The organism is Novosphingobium sp. ES2-1 (assembly GCF_015169775.1).
GTDB lineage: Bacteria > Pseudomonadota > Alphaproteobacteria > Sphingomonadales > Sphingomonadaceae > Novosphingobium > Novosphingobium subterraneum.
The window spans coordinates 283898-298318 of the sequence record NZ_CP063447.1 but is presented as its reverse complement, the minus strand read 5'-3'; the positions used below and the strand labels follow the sequence as shown (position 1 = coordinate 298318).

Sequence of the window (14421 nt, the reverse complement as noted above, 5' to 3'; positions counted from 1 at the left end):
ACACACGGACCGCAGCGGCGTACAGGCAAAAAACGCGTTTTCACAGTAGATTAATCAGAAAGCTCTATCACGCTTCCATGCCACTCATATCTCGCCTGCTGATCATACTCTTCGCAATTACTGCGCTTGCTGCGACGGCGCATGCAGCGGATGGAGACTCGCTGCCCCGACGCCCGACCAAATCCCAGGCGATCACAGCCTCTTTCCTCGATGGCATAGCGCCTGAGATTGTAACAAATGCAACTTCATCTCATGTTGCTTCCAAGGTAGAAGTCAAGCCAAAGCGGTCGCAGCCTCCTTTGCCCGGCGCAGATCCAATCGGTAGGATTATCGCACTTCGAACGGGGACGGAGTAACAATTCTTGCATGGGCACGGGAAGACGTGCCTTGGAACGCAGCCGCGTGAAGTGCCTTGGATTGGAGGCTTCTGACAAGGCCACCGTCATCAACGTGCGCAGCAAGGTGTCACATGTGGTTCGCAAGAGCACTGCGTACGTGTCGAAATGATGGGTCGCAACCAGACAGCGAGCCGCATCAAGGAGACGAGCTGTGCGCCAAGCGTGGCAGACGTCATTGCATGCTGCTGTTAAACAGAGCATATGCATCAACGTGTTAGGCTTTGGTCAATTCTCGAAAATTCTGCGACATTGGCAGCGTAATTCCCGGGCTTGCGGATTGAAGGCCCGAATACCGCAAGGCCACCGGGTCTATGCCATTGGTGATGTCCACGGTTGCGCAGATCTTCTGGCGGTTTTGCTCGAGCGCATCGATGCCGATGACTTCGCCCGCGAACCGGCGGAAACGACGGTCGTGTTCCTGGGTGACCTTATCGATCGCGGCCCGGACAGCGCGCGCGTGCTTGACATGGTTGCTGATTTGCAGACCCGCCGGAACGTCCGACTGATCGTCGGCAATCACGAAGAAATGTTTCTTGCAAGTTTTAGGTCCGGGCGCGTCCTGCGCCAGTTCCTCCAGCATGGAGGACGCGAGACAATCCTAAGCTACATGGAGGATGCCGATGCTTATGCCCGGCTGACCATCGAGGAGCTGCGCGAACAATTACCGAGACTTGTACCTGAGCGTCACCTGCAGCTGCTGCGATCGATGGACAATATCCTGATGATTGGCGACTATGTTTTCGTGCATGCCGGCATAAGGCCAGGGGTGCCGCTTGCGGAGCAGTCGGAGCAGGATCTGCGGTGGATCCGCAAGGATTTCCTCGACGCGGACTTTGATCCGGGTTTCGTGGTCGTTCACGGCCATACCGTAGCGCCGGACGTCATTTCTGGTTCCTGCCGCATCGGTATCGATACAGGCGCCTACCTGCACGGGCGCCTGACTGCGATCGGGCTGGAGGGGGTGACCAGATGGTTTCTCCACGAAGAAAAGGCCATCGCTAGCCCGATGCCGGTCGTCAGTGCGTGACAGGCTTGGGGCTCTGGCGAGAACCAGTACCGTGACGAGAATGTTCCCGCCTCCGCTGTATTGAGCTATGGCATGCGTTTCGCCCAAACGGAAGTTTGCAGAACATATCCAGGGCATGCAAGCGCGCTGATGCGCAGTATACGTGGTCGCCCTTCATCATGGTGCGGATGGCCGTGGCCTCGCATGGAGAATGGCCAAAAGCGCCTCTGCTACCCCCGCAGGGCGCCGGGCAACATGACCAGGAATGCGACGTCAAGCAGCTGGTGACCCTTTTTGCGCAATGGCAGCGCACAGTATGCCGGGCCGTTGACGATCGGGCCTGAAACGACAATTACGCCAACGGCCACGACATCGCCATAAGGCGTCGCCTGGGATCAACCGCTCGACTGCAGGGACCATGCTGCAAAAGCGTAAGGGTGCAATTTCCGAACTACTCAGCTCGCGTAGGGTCGGGAGGCGGCGGACAGGGCAGGCCGTGAGCCAGCTATGGCCAGAGCACAGGCAATCAGCGTAAAGGCGCCAAGGCGGCATAGATGCGATCGCGCCGGAAATCAGGAACGAGATCGGGCAGCCAGCGACGCTTCTCAAAGATGCAGGTTCAGCAAGCAGGGAAATCCTTATCGCGATCCTGCCTCAAGGTTTATTTGATCGAGAGAAAGACGACGGGCATTCATGTAAAGCTCAAGATGGATGGTTAAGCTGCCGTTTTTGCTTGTTAATCTTTTCAGGTCCTGACGGCGGGTCGTCCTATCCCGGACGGCTGTCCGACGTCGGGATTTCAGCTCGATTGCGCCAGATCCCAAGCGAGGACATGACGCGGTATAGTCAAAAGTCCTTAGGGATAAAGCCTACCCGCTCCCCGGACCCGGCGTTAACCTTCATTCTGCACATTCCCTTAGGTCAGGCCGCAACTTGCGGCACACTTGTGAGGGGGATCAGATGAGCTTCTTAATGCCAGTGAACGCCATTCCGAGCACACCAGCCGATCGCGCGCTGCTCATGGACCTGTTCGCCCAGCCTGTGTCCGACGAGTACGGCGCGCGGGCAACCATGCAAGTGCCGGATCGCATGTACATTCATGTCGTTGCCAGCAATCAGCTCGAGCGCGCGGCCAAGGCGCGCCTGATCTTTTCACTCGGTCATCATGCCGAGGTCTACGAAGATGCCGACGAACTCATTGCCATGATGCCCGAGCAAGGGCTGGTCCTGCTGTGCGAAGACGGGACCGGGGCGGCGTGCCGATTGATGGAGATGATGGACAGCCAGGGCATCTGGCTTCCGGTCATCGCATTTGCCCGGACGCTGGACTGCGATGCCATAGTCGCGGGGATAAAGGCCGGAGTGGTGAACTATCTTGTCGGCGATGTATCGCGGGAAGAACTGCTTACGAAGTTGCACCATGGCTACGCAGAAGGCCAGGCGTGCCTTGCGGTCCGCCTGCGCCAGGCGGTCGCGCGGCGGGCGATCAAGGCCTTATCGAGGCGTGAGGCCGAAGTGCTGCGACTCGTGACAACGGGACTGTCGAACAAGGAGATCGCGCGGGAGCTCGATATCAGTCCGCGCACGGTTGAAATCCACCGCATGAAAATGATGACAAAACTGGGCGCCAAGACGTCCGCGCAAGCAATCCGAGTCGAGATCGAGGCTGCAGGGCTCAGCTGATCGCTGCGGGTGGCGGGTGGCGTCTGTCCTGCACGATGACTGCGTCTTCAGGGCGATCTGGCTATCGCCAGCGAGTGACGGCCCGGCAGCGGTTCCAGCCGCCCCTCAGATAATCGACGGTGTTGCGAGCCAATGCGAGGAACGCTCCAGATTCGACGTTTCTTTGAGGGTCTGGGTAATCGAGTTGCGGTAGTCTTGTCTGATTAAAGGTCTTCCATGCCACGGCGCCGAAGCCTTCGGTAGTCCTCGGCGAGCTGGAGAGGGCAGTATGACGCTGAATCGTCTGGCAGAAGCACGTGAAGCTTTGGCGATCCTCAACCAGTACTTCGATGTTTTTTCCGAAGATTGTCGCTCGCCTGTCCGTGGTTCACCCGATTCAGCGGGAGGTCGGCAATTTCGCAAGCTTGCGAATGATTACCTGAGAAGCTGCATGCTACGAAAAGAGATATTGGGCGCAGAATTGTCGAGCGAGTATTGCTGGGCGATCCTGGTGGCGCTCTACCTGTCGCGCTGCGATTGTTCGCGCATGTGCGTGACCGACATTGTCTATTCCACGGGCATTCCCACTGCGACCGTTATTCGCTGGCTTGCCTTGCTCGGCTCGCGCAGGCTTGTCCTGCGTTCGCCCGATCGCAATGATGCGCGCAGGACGTGGATTGTCCTCAATGATTCAGCGGTGACGCTGATCGAGAAGTGCCTGGCCATGCAGGCTGCGGGATCGCTTCCAGGAAAGGTTGCTCACAGCTGACCTGGCGCGATTGCCCCTAGTTTCGCCGCATCGAGCGACGATAAACCAAACTTCTTACAGCACCTGTGATCCGCCCTGCAGCAGATAAGCTGTACTCCGTGCGCGCCTGCAGATTTCTGGTTCCAGTCCTGCTCTTGGGTGCCAGCCTGTGCGTCCCTGCTGGAAGCCTGGTTTCGCACGAAAATCTGTCGCGAGCCGCTGCCGAGAAGCAGGTGAACTGGCAAGAAATAATTCGATCAGGGTGACACCGGGTTGCGGGCACCTGTCACAACTATTCTGATCGAGCGAACACGAGCGATAGGCTAGGCGTTGCGCCGACTTTAGGCTGTGTGATCTGCTCGGTCCCGATCGTCCCAGGCACTGGACAAGGCGGCAGTTGCACGATCAGGTGGGACCGTTCGATCAGAGCTGGGTCCGCACGATCAACCATATCCCGTACCAGAGCACCATGGAGATGCCGAGTGGCAAAGTCAGACGCAACCATCCCCGCCATGTGCTCGATTTGCCTGCGGACCCGGTGCCTTGGCCACTGTGCCAGAACGGGTGGGCTGATCGCTGCATCTTACGTCTCCCGTCCTTCTCCAATCGGCTGGCGACGCCACCGCAACTTGCGGAGAGGACTTCTGTTCTTTTGACCCAGACGCACGAACTTCAAGATTGTCCGCCCTTTGCGAGAGAACTCGTGTCTGGACCGGGCAGCTATCCTTAAAGTGCAGGCGCCGAAGGGGACGATAGTGTGCAATCACCTGTTAGCCAATACGCACAAGTCCGTGTGTTGCGACCGCCGCATCCTTTCGAACCAGGTGTTCCGAGGTGCTGCCAAACCTGCGCCCTACGGGATACCGCTGTTGATCCGGGCCGTGGATCTGGCAGGGGATCAGGTCCGGAATGTGCAGTGGCAGCTTGTCGATCACCCCGTCGATCACGTGCCTTTTGCCAGGCGGTCGCCTCTAGTAGTCCGGCCGCAGCACCCGTCAGAATATTCGTGAGAGTGTTGTTGCGGGCCACTCGGCGGCGTGAAAGGGCAACTTATCCGATCACCGCTGCTCCGCCCGACAGCTTTTCAGGCCTTCCGCTGTCGAGCCGCTTTGGGAAAGGCAAGCGCAAGCATTTAGATCGTGAGGCGCGGTAAGCGCTGTGGAGGGAGGGCGGCACGGTTGCTTGCTGTTGGTTGTGCCGCCGGTGTCAAGATCGCCTGCCTGTGCGGGCCACCCTCCAAACTCGATGATGTCGTACGTCTGCGGCAATTCTGTCGGTCACCCAGATAGCGTTAATCTTTTCTGCAATGTCTGGCCTTGTAACACTTTGTACAGCGTCAAGTTTGTTCGGGGCAGCAAACTTAGGGCCTTAATGTGGCCAGGCTATAACACCTCGTGTTTGCCGGGAAGGGCCAGCAATCATTTTCGTGGCCCTTTGCAGTCTACCAACTCACGCGAAATCAGACACGGGGGGTCTGGACATGATCAGGCAAACAGTGCGCAGGGGTGGCACGTTCGTCATCTGTGCTCTTCTGGCTCTTTCAGCATTTGCAGCGTTCGGCATGTCACAGATTCGCTTGGGCGGACCTTTGCACGAGAGGCAGAAACTGACCGGCGAGTACCTCGCAGATATCCTGCCTCCACCGCAGTATGTCATCGAACCCATGCTGGAAGTCACCAGGATCGTGCAGGATCCCGCATCGCTTGACCTGCGCCGCCACCGGCTTGCCGAGCTTGAAAGGGTCTATCACGACCGCTCGCGATACTGGGCGGCCAGCGAGCTTGATGGCGATCTCAAGCAGCGTCATGAGAAAGACGCTATGATGCAGGCGGACCACTTCTGGCAACTTGTCGACACGGAACTGCTGCCTGCGGTCGAGCGGGGCGACATGGAAGCTGCAGCAAGGGTCTATCGCAAGGCTGACGCATTTTTGATGCACATCGCACTGCCATCCAGGCCTTGTCCCAGGAAAGCATCCGCCGCAACGCCCTTGCTGAAGAGGAAGCACTGGGAACGGTGCAGACTGTCCTTGGCCTGCTTGGCCTGGTTGCCCTGAGCGCAATGGCCCTGGTCGGCTTTGGCCTGCACAGGCTCATGTCGAGTGCGCTCGACCCGATGCTTGCAGCGGCGCGGACGATGCGCACCATGGCCGAAGGCGATCTGGAAGCGGGACGCTCCCAGCTTCACCGCGACGACGAGGTGGGCGACATGACCCGTGCTATCGAGAGTTTCCGAATTGCAGCCCAGCACCAGCGAGCGGTGGAGGCAGAAGTGCGCAAAGTCGTTGCGAGTGTTTCATGCGGTCTGGACGCGCTGGCGAGAGGAGACTTTGACCATCGGCTTCGCGAAGCCTTTGCCCCGGAGTTCGAGAGCTTGCGCAGTACATTCAACGTGAGCCTTGAAACTTTGGGGAAAGTTGTCGGAGAAGTGTCCAGCTCGGCAGGCCGGGTCGCGATCGCGGCAGAGCAGATCGGTGCGGCATCGAGCGACCTTGCGCATAGAAATGTGGCGCAGGCAGGCAGCGTCGAGGGCAACCTCGAAGCACTTGGAAATGTCCTTGCAATGCTGGAGACAAGCGAAAGCCTGGCTGGCGAGATCCGGCTGAACGTATCGCGGGCGCACGAAGAGGCGGTGCAGGGCGGCACTGTCGCCGCCGAGGCCGTCGATGCTGTTCATGCCCTGGAAAAGTCCTCCAGCGACATCGAGAAGATCGTGAGCCTGATCGACGGAATTGCCTTCCAGACGAATCTCCTCGCGCTCAATGCTGGCGTGGAAGCAGCCCGCGCGGGCGAGGCCGGCAGGGGCTTTGCTGTCGTTGCCAGCGAGGTCAGGTCTCTGGCGCAACGTGCAGGCGATGCTGCTGCCGACATCAGGACCGTGATTGCCGCTTCAGGCGACGAGATTCGCTCCTGCGTGCTCCTGGTCGGCCAAACCGGCGCGGCGCTCGGGCGGATCGTGGCAGGCATGGGCATGGTGGCTGAAAATGTCCGGACGATTGTTGCCAGCATGGGGGAGCAGACGCATTCGCTTGGCACTGTAAAGTGCGCGTCTCAGGCGATTGCCGAGGTGACGCAGCATAATGCAGCCATGGCCGAGCAATCAGACGCGGCAGCCAGGGCCCTCATCAGGGAGGCGCAGGACCTGGACGGGCTCGTTCGCCGTTTGCGCAGCCACCCTGCGGCCGTCAGCGCGTCTGCGCCGCTTCTGCAGGCTGCGTGATAACGCCAGGACGAACGCAACGTTCTTCACGGCTTGCCGGAGTGGGCTCCTGGGCACTGCGCGGGCGCGTGTCTCTACCGGAAGAACGTGCCGACCGGGCTTGCCGAGGGAGGCGCCGCTTCAGCCACAGGACGGTTCGGGGTGGCCGTGTCGCGCGCATCGGAAAAGCTGCCGGGCAAGATGGATGAGACGAACCTGCAGAGCGCTTCGGCTTCAACTTCCTTGCCTTCGATCGTGAGGCGCAAGGTGCAGTCCTCGATTTGCCTGGTTACCGCGCGCTGGACAGCAACAGGCTGGTCGCGGACGGCTGCAAACGCGAGCTTGAGAAGCTCCGTATCGAATTGTCCGGCATTGCGTTTCGTTTGACGGCTCACAGGGTGGCTCCTTCCAGAATGTGTCATGGCAGAGCCGCGAGAGGAACACGAAAGAGGCGACATATCTGAGTTTGCTGGCTAGCACCCGGTGCGCAGTTGGGCAGAGACCAATTCCAGTTCCTGCAGATCTTACGTCAGGAAGCAATGCTTTTGAAGCCCCGCATCAAGGCCGCGGACTTCGACACGGTTCGTTACTGGCGGTGCTCGTTCCTGTGATATGCCGCGAGACGTCGCGGCATGCCTCTCCGAGCCAGCCGCGCGACTCTTGCATCGCCCGAAACCAGCAAATGCGCCTCGGCAAGACTGCAGTGCCATTCGAGAATCCCGACAGGCCGCTTGCCCGGCCTGCGCCAGGAATCAGGGACATGGACGCGTCCTCAACCTGTTCTTGGTCCGGGATCCGGTCTTTGCGCCCTGCAACGACAAGACTGCTACGCTGGGTGGATCGTGCTGGGCAGATCGAGCTTGGTGCTGGGGTCCTGCATCAGCAGAACAGGGTCTGATTGGCCTCGAGGACTCGGGCCTGATGGACCATCAGCATGGCGTACGTCCGACCCGCGGCCGTATGGATGATGGCTGGTTGCAGATCGATCTGGATTGTTCCCTGATTTGCCAAACGCGCCTCGCAATAGAGACCTTTGAGGCCTTCTGCTGCAAGGAAGACAGCCTGATCGTAATAGGCAAGGTGGCTCCTCAGCAGGGAAACAGCAATCGTTGCCCGCGTTTGGTCAATCTGCAATTGTTCGAACAATCGCAGCCGCAGCTTTTCGTCAAGATGAGCGCCTTGCCGCAGCACCTTATGGAGCTTTGTCCGCAAGACGCCCAGCCGGTCGGCCATGTGGGCCAGAGGAATGACCTGGCGAGTCAGCTCGCAGTTGATCAGCCGCTTGTAGGCTGTCTGCTCGGTATCAGCAGTGCCTTGTCCAGCGCGGTCTCCATCGCTCCCGCTGGCATACCTCTGGTTGAAAACGGTGACTGGCGTAATGGCCCCATCCAGCATAGCAGCGTTCCCCTTTGCCTGCATGGCACCACAGGCAGTCTTGCCCGGTCAACTTTATAATCCGTGCCTTTCGCGTGAAGGTCGGGGCAGAAGGTCCCGAGCCAAGTCCTGCTCGCTGCGTTCTGTCACAGGCCCTGTTTCGTGCGCGCGCTCAGACCCTAGGCGACGCTGGAAGGTCATGGCAGTGCCCAAGCGATCGGTGACTTTCGAGAGCAGCCATGTGCCATGAATGCAGGGGAGGGGCGTGTCAGTCCAGATTGGGCCGGAGCCAGCGCTCCATGACGGACACGTCCCAGCCGCGTCGGCCGGCATAGTCTTCGAGCTGGTCGCGGCCGATGGTCGCGACACCGAAGTACTGGCTTTCGGGGTGGGAGAAGTAGAAGCCCGATACCGCCGAGGTCGGCAGCATCGCCTGCGATTCGGTCAGCGTGATGCCTGCCGTGTTGGTGGCATCGAGCAGGTCGAACAGGATCGGCTTGAGCGTGTGGTCCGGACAGGCAGGATAGCCGGGCGCCGGGCGGATGCCGCGGTACTGCTCGCGGATGAGTGCTTCGTTGGTCAGCTGCTCGCCTGGGGCATAGGCCCACAGCGTGGTGCGGACGTACTGGTGCAGGCGTTCGGCAAAGGCTTCGGCAAAGCGGTCGGCCAGGGCCTTCAGCAGGATGTCCGAATAGTCGTCGTTGTCGGTCTTGAAGCGGGCGAGGTGTTCGTCGATGCCGTGGATTCCGACGGCGAAACCACCGATCCAGTCGCCCGCAGGGTCGATGAAATCTGCCAGGCAGAAGTTGGCCCTCCCCTGTCCATTTGGGCCGCGGCTCTTGATGAACTGCTGGCGCAGGAACGGCAGGCGCACCGAGAGCTCGTCGTCGTTCGGGTGCAGGATGACGTCGTCACCGTGCCGGGCGCAGGGCCAGAACTGGGCGACGCCCTTGGCCGTCAGCCACTTCTCGGCGATGATCTTTTCAAGCATCGCGCGGGCGTCGGCATAGAGATTGCGCGCGCTTTCGCCAACCACTTCATCTTCAAGAATCGCAGGATAGGTGCCTGCCAGTTCCCAAGAGCGGAAGAACGGCGTCCAGTCGAAGCATTCGACCAGATCCTTGAGATCCCAGTCTTCGAAGACGTGGCGACCGGGCTGTTCGGGCGGCGGGGCCTTTTCCGAGAAGTCCGGCGCGAAGGCATTCAGGCGCGCGTCTTCGAGGCTGAGCAGCTTCGAGGCACCCTTGCCTGCACGCGCATCGCGGACATGCTGGTAATCGGCGGCAGTGGCCTTGATGAAGCCTTGGGCCTGCGTATCGGACAAGAGCTGCGAAGCGACGCCCACGGCGCGGCTGGCGTCAAGCACGTGGACGACCGGGCCGTCGTAGGCCGGATCGATGCGCAGCGCGGTGTGGACCTTGCTGGTCGTCGCGCCGCCAATCAGCAGCGGAATGGTCATCCCGGCACGCTGCATTTCCTCCGCCACGGTGACCATCTCGTCGAGCGAAGGCGTGATCAGGCCGGACAGCCCGATCATGTCGACCTGTTCCTTCTGCGCAACGTCGAGGATCGTCGCCCACGGCACCATCACGCCCAGGTCGATCACTTCATAGCCGTTGCACTGCAGGACCACGCCGACGATGTTCTTGCCGATGTCGTGAACGTCCCCCTTGACGGTGGCCATGATGATCCGGCCTTTCGCCTTGGCGCCCTCTTCCTTCTCCGCCTCGATGAACGGGATCAGGTGGGCAACCGCCTTCTTCATTACGCGGGCCGATTTCACCACCTGCGGCAGGAACATTTTCCCTGAACCGAACAGGTCGCCGACCGTGTTCATGCCTTCCATCAGCGGGCCTTCGATCACTTCGATCGGGCGACCGCCCCGCGCAGCGATGGCAGCGCGGGCTTCTTCAGTATCCTCGACGACGAAAGCGTCGATACCTTTGACCAGCGCGTGTTCGAGGCGGCGGACGACGTCCCAGCCGCGCCATTCCTCGGCTTCCTTTTCGGCGACCTTGTCCTTGCCCTTGTAGCTTTCGGCAAGCTCGATCAGGCGCTCGGTCGCGGTCTGATCACCGCCTGCGGCAGGCGCGCGGTTGAGCACCACGTCCTCGCAAGCCTCGCGTAGGACGGGGTCGATCTGGTCGTAGATGTCGAGCTGGCCGGCGTTGACGATGGCCATGTCCATGCCAGCCGGAATGGCGTGGTAGAGGAACACCGAGTGCATGGCGCGGCGCACCGTCTCGTTGCCGCGGAAGCTGAACGAGAGGTTGGACAAGCCGCCCGAGATGTGGACGTGCGGGCAGCGCGCCTTGATCTCGCGCGTGGCTTCGATGAAATCGAGCCCGTAGTTGTCATGCTCCTCGATGCCGGTAGCGACGGCAAAGACGTTGGGATCGAAAATGATGTCTTCAGGCGGGAAGCCGATGCCGGTCAGCAGCTTGTAGGCGCGTTCGCAGATCTCGACCTTGCGGTCCTTCGTGTCTGCCTGGCCCCTCTCGTCGAAGGCCATGACGACGACGGCGGCGCCATAATCCATGCACAGGCGGGCGTGGTGGAGGAAGGCGTCCTCGCCCTCCTTCATGCTGATCGAATTGACGATCGGCTTGCCCGAAACGCACTTGAGACCGGCTTCGATGACTTCCCACTTCGAGCTGTCGATCATCACCGGCACGCGCGCGATGTCGGGCTCCGCAGCGATCAGCTTGAGGAACGTGGTCATGGCCTCGACAGCGTCGAGCAGGCCCTCGTCCATGTTGACGTCGATCACCTGCGCGCCGTTCTCGACCTGCTGCCGCGCGACTTCGACGGCCTTGGCGTAGTCGCCGGCAAGGATAAGCTTCTTGAATGCGGCCGAGCCGGTAACGTTGGTGCGCTCGCCGACGTTGACGAAGCGCGAGCCGGTAAATGTATCGGTCATGGAAATCAGGCAGCCATTACAAAAGGTTCAAGCCCGGCGAGTCGGGTAACGGTGGCAGGCACGGCCATCTTGCGGGGCGGCAGGGCTCGCACCGCCTGCGCCATCGCCGCGATGTGAGCCGGCGTGGAACCACAGCAGCCGCCGAGCACGTTGACCTGGCCTTGGGTTGCCCATTCCTTGACGAGGCCCGCCGTGGTCTGCGGCATCTCGTCATATTCGCCGAGCTCGTTCGGCAGGCCGGCGTTGGGATAGACCATGATCAGCGTGTCGGCGATTTCCGACAGCGCCTTCACGTGCGGGCGCAGCTGGGTGGCGCCGAACGAGCAGTTGAGGCCAATGGTGAGCGGCTTGGCATGGCGGATCGCGTACCAGAATGCCTCGACCGTGTGGCCCGAAAGGTTGCGGCCCGAAAGGTCGGTCAGCGTCATCGACATCATGATCGGGATCTCGCGACCGAGTTCCTTCTCGACCTGGCGCACCGACATGACGCCGGCCTTGGCGTTGAGGGTATCGAACACCGTCTCGATCAGGATGAAGTCCGCGCCGCCTTCGACAAGGGCATGGACCTGCTCGGCATAGACGTCGACGAGGTGGTCCCAGTCGATCTCGCGGAAGCCGGGATCGTTGACGTCGGGGCTGAGCGAGAGGGTCTTGTTCGTGGGGCCGATGGCACCGGCGACGAAACGGGGGCGCTTTATACCCTTTTCGGCATCCTGTGCAGTGAACTCATCGGCCACGCGGCGGGCGAGCCTTGCCGATTCCACGTTGATCTCGCGCACCAGATGTTCGGCGGCATAGTCAGCCTGGCTGATGCGGTTGGCGCTGAAGGTGTTGGTCTCGGCAATGTCGGCCCCGGCTTCGAAATAGGCGCGGTGGATCGATTCCGGCACTTGCGGAGCGGTCAGCGCCAGGATGTCGTTGTTGCCCTTCTGGTCCTTGGCCAGGCCCAGCGTCCCGGCGTAGTCGGCTTCGGACAGCTTGAAGTTCTGGATCTCGGTGCCGAACGCGCCATCGGTGATCAGGATACGCTTGGCAGCCTGCTCAAGGAAAGCGGTGCGGGCGGCGGAAGGAAGCAAGGTCACGCGGCTTTCTCCAGCGCTGGAGCCTTGGGGCGAAGGCCAAGCAGGTGGCAGATCGCGTAGGACAGTTCGGCGCGGTTGAGGGTGTAGAAGTGGAAATCGCGCACGCCGCCGGCATAGAGGCGACGGCAGAATTCGGCAGCGATGGTCGCGGCGACAAGCTGGCGCGAGGCGGGATGGGTGTCCAGCCCTTCGAACAGTCCATCCATCCAGGCCGGGATCGCCGCGCCACAGGCCGCGGCAAACTTGCGCGTCTGGGCGACGTTGGAGACCGGGAGGATACCGGGCAGCACCGGTGCGTCGATGCCCGCTGCTGCCAGTTTGTCGCGGAAGCGGAAGAAGGTTTCGGGCTCAAAGAAGAACTGGCTGATCGCGCGGGTGGCACCGGCATCAAGCTTGCGCTTGAGGTTGTCGATGTCGGCTTGGCTGCTCGGCGAATCCGGGTGCGATTCCGGATAGGCGGCCACCGAAATCTCGAACGGAGCGATCTGCTTCAGGCCGGCCACCAGTTCGGCAGCGTTGGCATAGCCGTCCGAGTGCGGCGTGAACGGCACGCCGGGTGCGCCCATGTCGCCACGCAGGGCCACGATGTGGCGCACGCCCGCTTCCCAGTAGCTTTCGGCGACTTCGCGGATCTCGGCCTTGCTGGCATCGACGCAGGTCAGGTGCGCGGCAGCGGGAAGGCGGGCTTCCCTGATGATGCGGGCGACAGTGCCGTGGGTGCGGTCCCGGGTGGAGCCGCCCGCGCCGTAGGTGACCGAGACGAACTTCGGCTGCAGCGGCCCCAGCGTTTCGACCACGTCCCACAGTTGTGCCATCAGCGCGTCGGTCTTCGGTGGGAAGAATTCGAACGACACATTGATGTCGCCTGGCAGCCCGGCGAAGAGCGGGGTGTCGAGCGCAGTGCGGGCTTCGCGCAACTTGTCGTAGGTGGGTTGATCGTAGCTGGCGTTCATGGGGCTTTCCGGCTTTGCCGTGGTTCAAGTTGCGCCACGCTGTCTTCCCGGCGCGTGCCGGTCCAGAGCTTGACGACGAGTTCATGACCCGCGAGCGCGCGGGTTTCGTGGGGCACGAAACCGGCATCGCGCAGCATCGCCTCGATCTGGGCATCGGAGAAGCCGAGGCGCGCGTGGGCGTGGGTCTGGCGCAGGTCTTCGCGATCGTGCGCGGCGAAATCGACGATGGCGATGCGGCCGCCCGGCGCGGTGACGCGGGCAGCGCCCGCCAGCACGGCTTCGGGTGCCTGGGCATAGTGCAGGACCTGGTGGAACAGCACCGTGTCGAAGCTGCGCGCGGCGAACGGGATCTGCGCGAAATCGCCTTGCACCAGCTCGACACTGTCGGCGCGCAAGTGCTGGAGCCGGGCGCGGGCAATGCGCAGCATGTCGTGGCTCTTGTCGAAGGCGACGACGTGGCTGGCATGCGGTGCCAGCAGTTCGGCGATGCGGCCGGTGCCGGTCCCGACATCGAGCACGCGGCCCAATCTGCCTTGGGATGGCGTTGCCTCGCCTGCAAGATCGAGCAGCATCTCGGTCAGCGCGGCTTCTACCGGGCCATCTTCGATATGGAGCGAGCGCAACTCGTCCCACTCTTCGGCATGGCGCGAAAACCAGTCGAGAGCGTGGGATTCGCGCGAGGCGCGGATCGCGTCGAGGTGCTGGCGGTCTTCGGCGCAGCGACGGCCGAAGGCGGTGTCCTCGTGCTCGGCCACGGCGAGCAGCCGTGCGATCGCAGCGGCCAGCGGTCTGTCCGAGCTTTCCGAGATCGAGCTGCGCAGGAACACCCAGGCGCCTTCCTTGCGACGCTCTGCCAGGCCCGAATCGCACAGGATCTTGATATGGCGCGACACGCGCGGCTGGCTTTGCCCCAGCACTTGCGCGACTTCGCCCACCGCCAGCTCCATGCTGGCAAGGAGGCGCAGGATGCGCAGGCGCGTCGGGTCGTCGAGCGCGCGAATGGCATTTTCAAGGTTCATGTGGGGCTTCATATAAAGAAACCTTTATGCCTGTCAATTGATATAAGGCTTTTGTTATATC

At 61.5% G+C, this 14421-nt stretch carries 11 protein-coding genes; 5 read left to right on the top strand and 6 right to left on the bottom strand.

The annotated features are described in order from the left end of the window. Window positions 1-549 precede the first annotated feature (549 nt). The 5 genes from IM701_RS19485 to IM701_RS22185 all read left to right on the top strand — a co-directional run bounded on the left by IM701_RS19485 (window position 550) and on the right by IM701_RS22185 (window position 7033). Window positions 550-1425 (top strand): metallophosphoesterase family protein, encoded by an 876-nt coding sequence (locus tag IM701_RS19485; protein WP_230487946.1) that lies wholly within the window; start codon window positions 550-552, stop codon window positions 1423-1425. Between the two features lie 939 nt (window positions 1426-2364). Then, window positions 2365-3087, top strand: a complete 723-nt coding sequence (locus IM701_RS19480) for a response regulator transcription factor (protein WP_082013384.1) — start codon at window positions 2365-2367, stop codon at window positions 3085-3087. Between the two features lie 268 nt (window positions 3088-3355). Continuing rightward, a complete protein-coding gene (locus tag IM701_RS19475) occupies window positions 3356-3835 on the top strand; it encodes a hypothetical protein (RefSeq protein WP_193828946.1) in 480 nt (159 codons plus the stop codon). Between the two features lie 1459 nt (window positions 3836-5294). Further along, on the top strand, window positions 5295-5870 hold the full coding sequence (locus IM701_RS19470) for a hypothetical protein (RefSeq protein ID WP_193828945.1): 576 nt from the start codon (window positions 5295-5297) through the stop codon (window positions 5868-5870). After that, window positions 5831-7033, top strand: a complete 1203-nt coding sequence (locus IM701_RS22185) for a methyl-accepting chemotaxis protein (protein ID WP_156484059.1) — start codon at window positions 5831-5833, stop codon at window positions 7031-7033. The genes IM701_RS19470 and IM701_RS22185 overlap by 40 nt, the downstream gene beginning before the upstream one ends. Before the next feature lie 74 nt (window positions 7034-7107). Here IM701_RS22185 and IM701_RS19460 read toward each other — a convergent pair whose 3' ends face one another. The 6 genes from IM701_RS19460 to IM701_RS19435 form a co-directional block, all read right to left on the bottom strand. Continuing rightward, on the bottom strand, window positions 7108-7407 hold the full coding sequence (locus tag IM701_RS19460; RefSeq protein ID WP_039335315.1) for a hypothetical protein: 300 nt from the start codon (window positions 7405-7407) through the stop codon (window positions 7108-7110). A 484-nt stretch (window positions 7408-7891) separates the two neighbouring features. Then, on the bottom strand, window positions 7892-8407 hold the full coding sequence (locus IM701_RS19455; protein ID WP_039335317.1) for a hypothetical protein: 516 nt from the start codon (window positions 8405-8407) through the stop codon (window positions 7892-7894). 247 nt (window positions 8408-8654) lie between these two features. Further along, window positions 8655-11306: a methionine synthase gene (gene metH / locus IM701_RS19450; RefSeq protein ID WP_039335320.1), complete on the bottom strand. Its 2652-nt coding sequence runs from the start codon at window positions 11304-11306 to the stop codon at window positions 8655-8657. A gap of 5 nt (window positions 11307-11311) precedes the next feature. Beyond that, window positions 11312-12388 carry a homocysteine S-methyltransferase family protein gene (locus tag IM701_RS19445; RefSeq protein ID WP_193828944.1) on the bottom strand — a complete coding sequence of 359 codons (1077 nt, stop codon included), beginning with the start codon at window positions 12386-12388 and terminating at the stop codon, window positions 11312-11314. After that, window positions 12385-13341, bottom strand: coding sequence for a methylenetetrahydrofolate reductase [NAD(P)H] (metF, locus tag IM701_RS19440; protein ID WP_039335324.1), 957 nt, complete (start codon window positions 13339-13341; stop codon window positions 12385-12387). Before metF ends, IM701_RS19445 begins: the two co-directional genes overlap by 4 nt. Then, window positions 13338-14360 carry a metalloregulator ArsR/SmtB family transcription factor gene (locus IM701_RS19435; RefSeq protein WP_156135800.1) on the bottom strand — a complete coding sequence of 341 codons (1023 nt, stop codon included), beginning with the start codon at window positions 14358-14360 and terminating at the stop codon, window positions 13338-13340. The genes metF and IM701_RS19435 overlap by 4 nt, the downstream gene beginning before the upstream one ends. Between the last annotated feature and the right edge of the window lie 61 nt (window positions 14361-14421).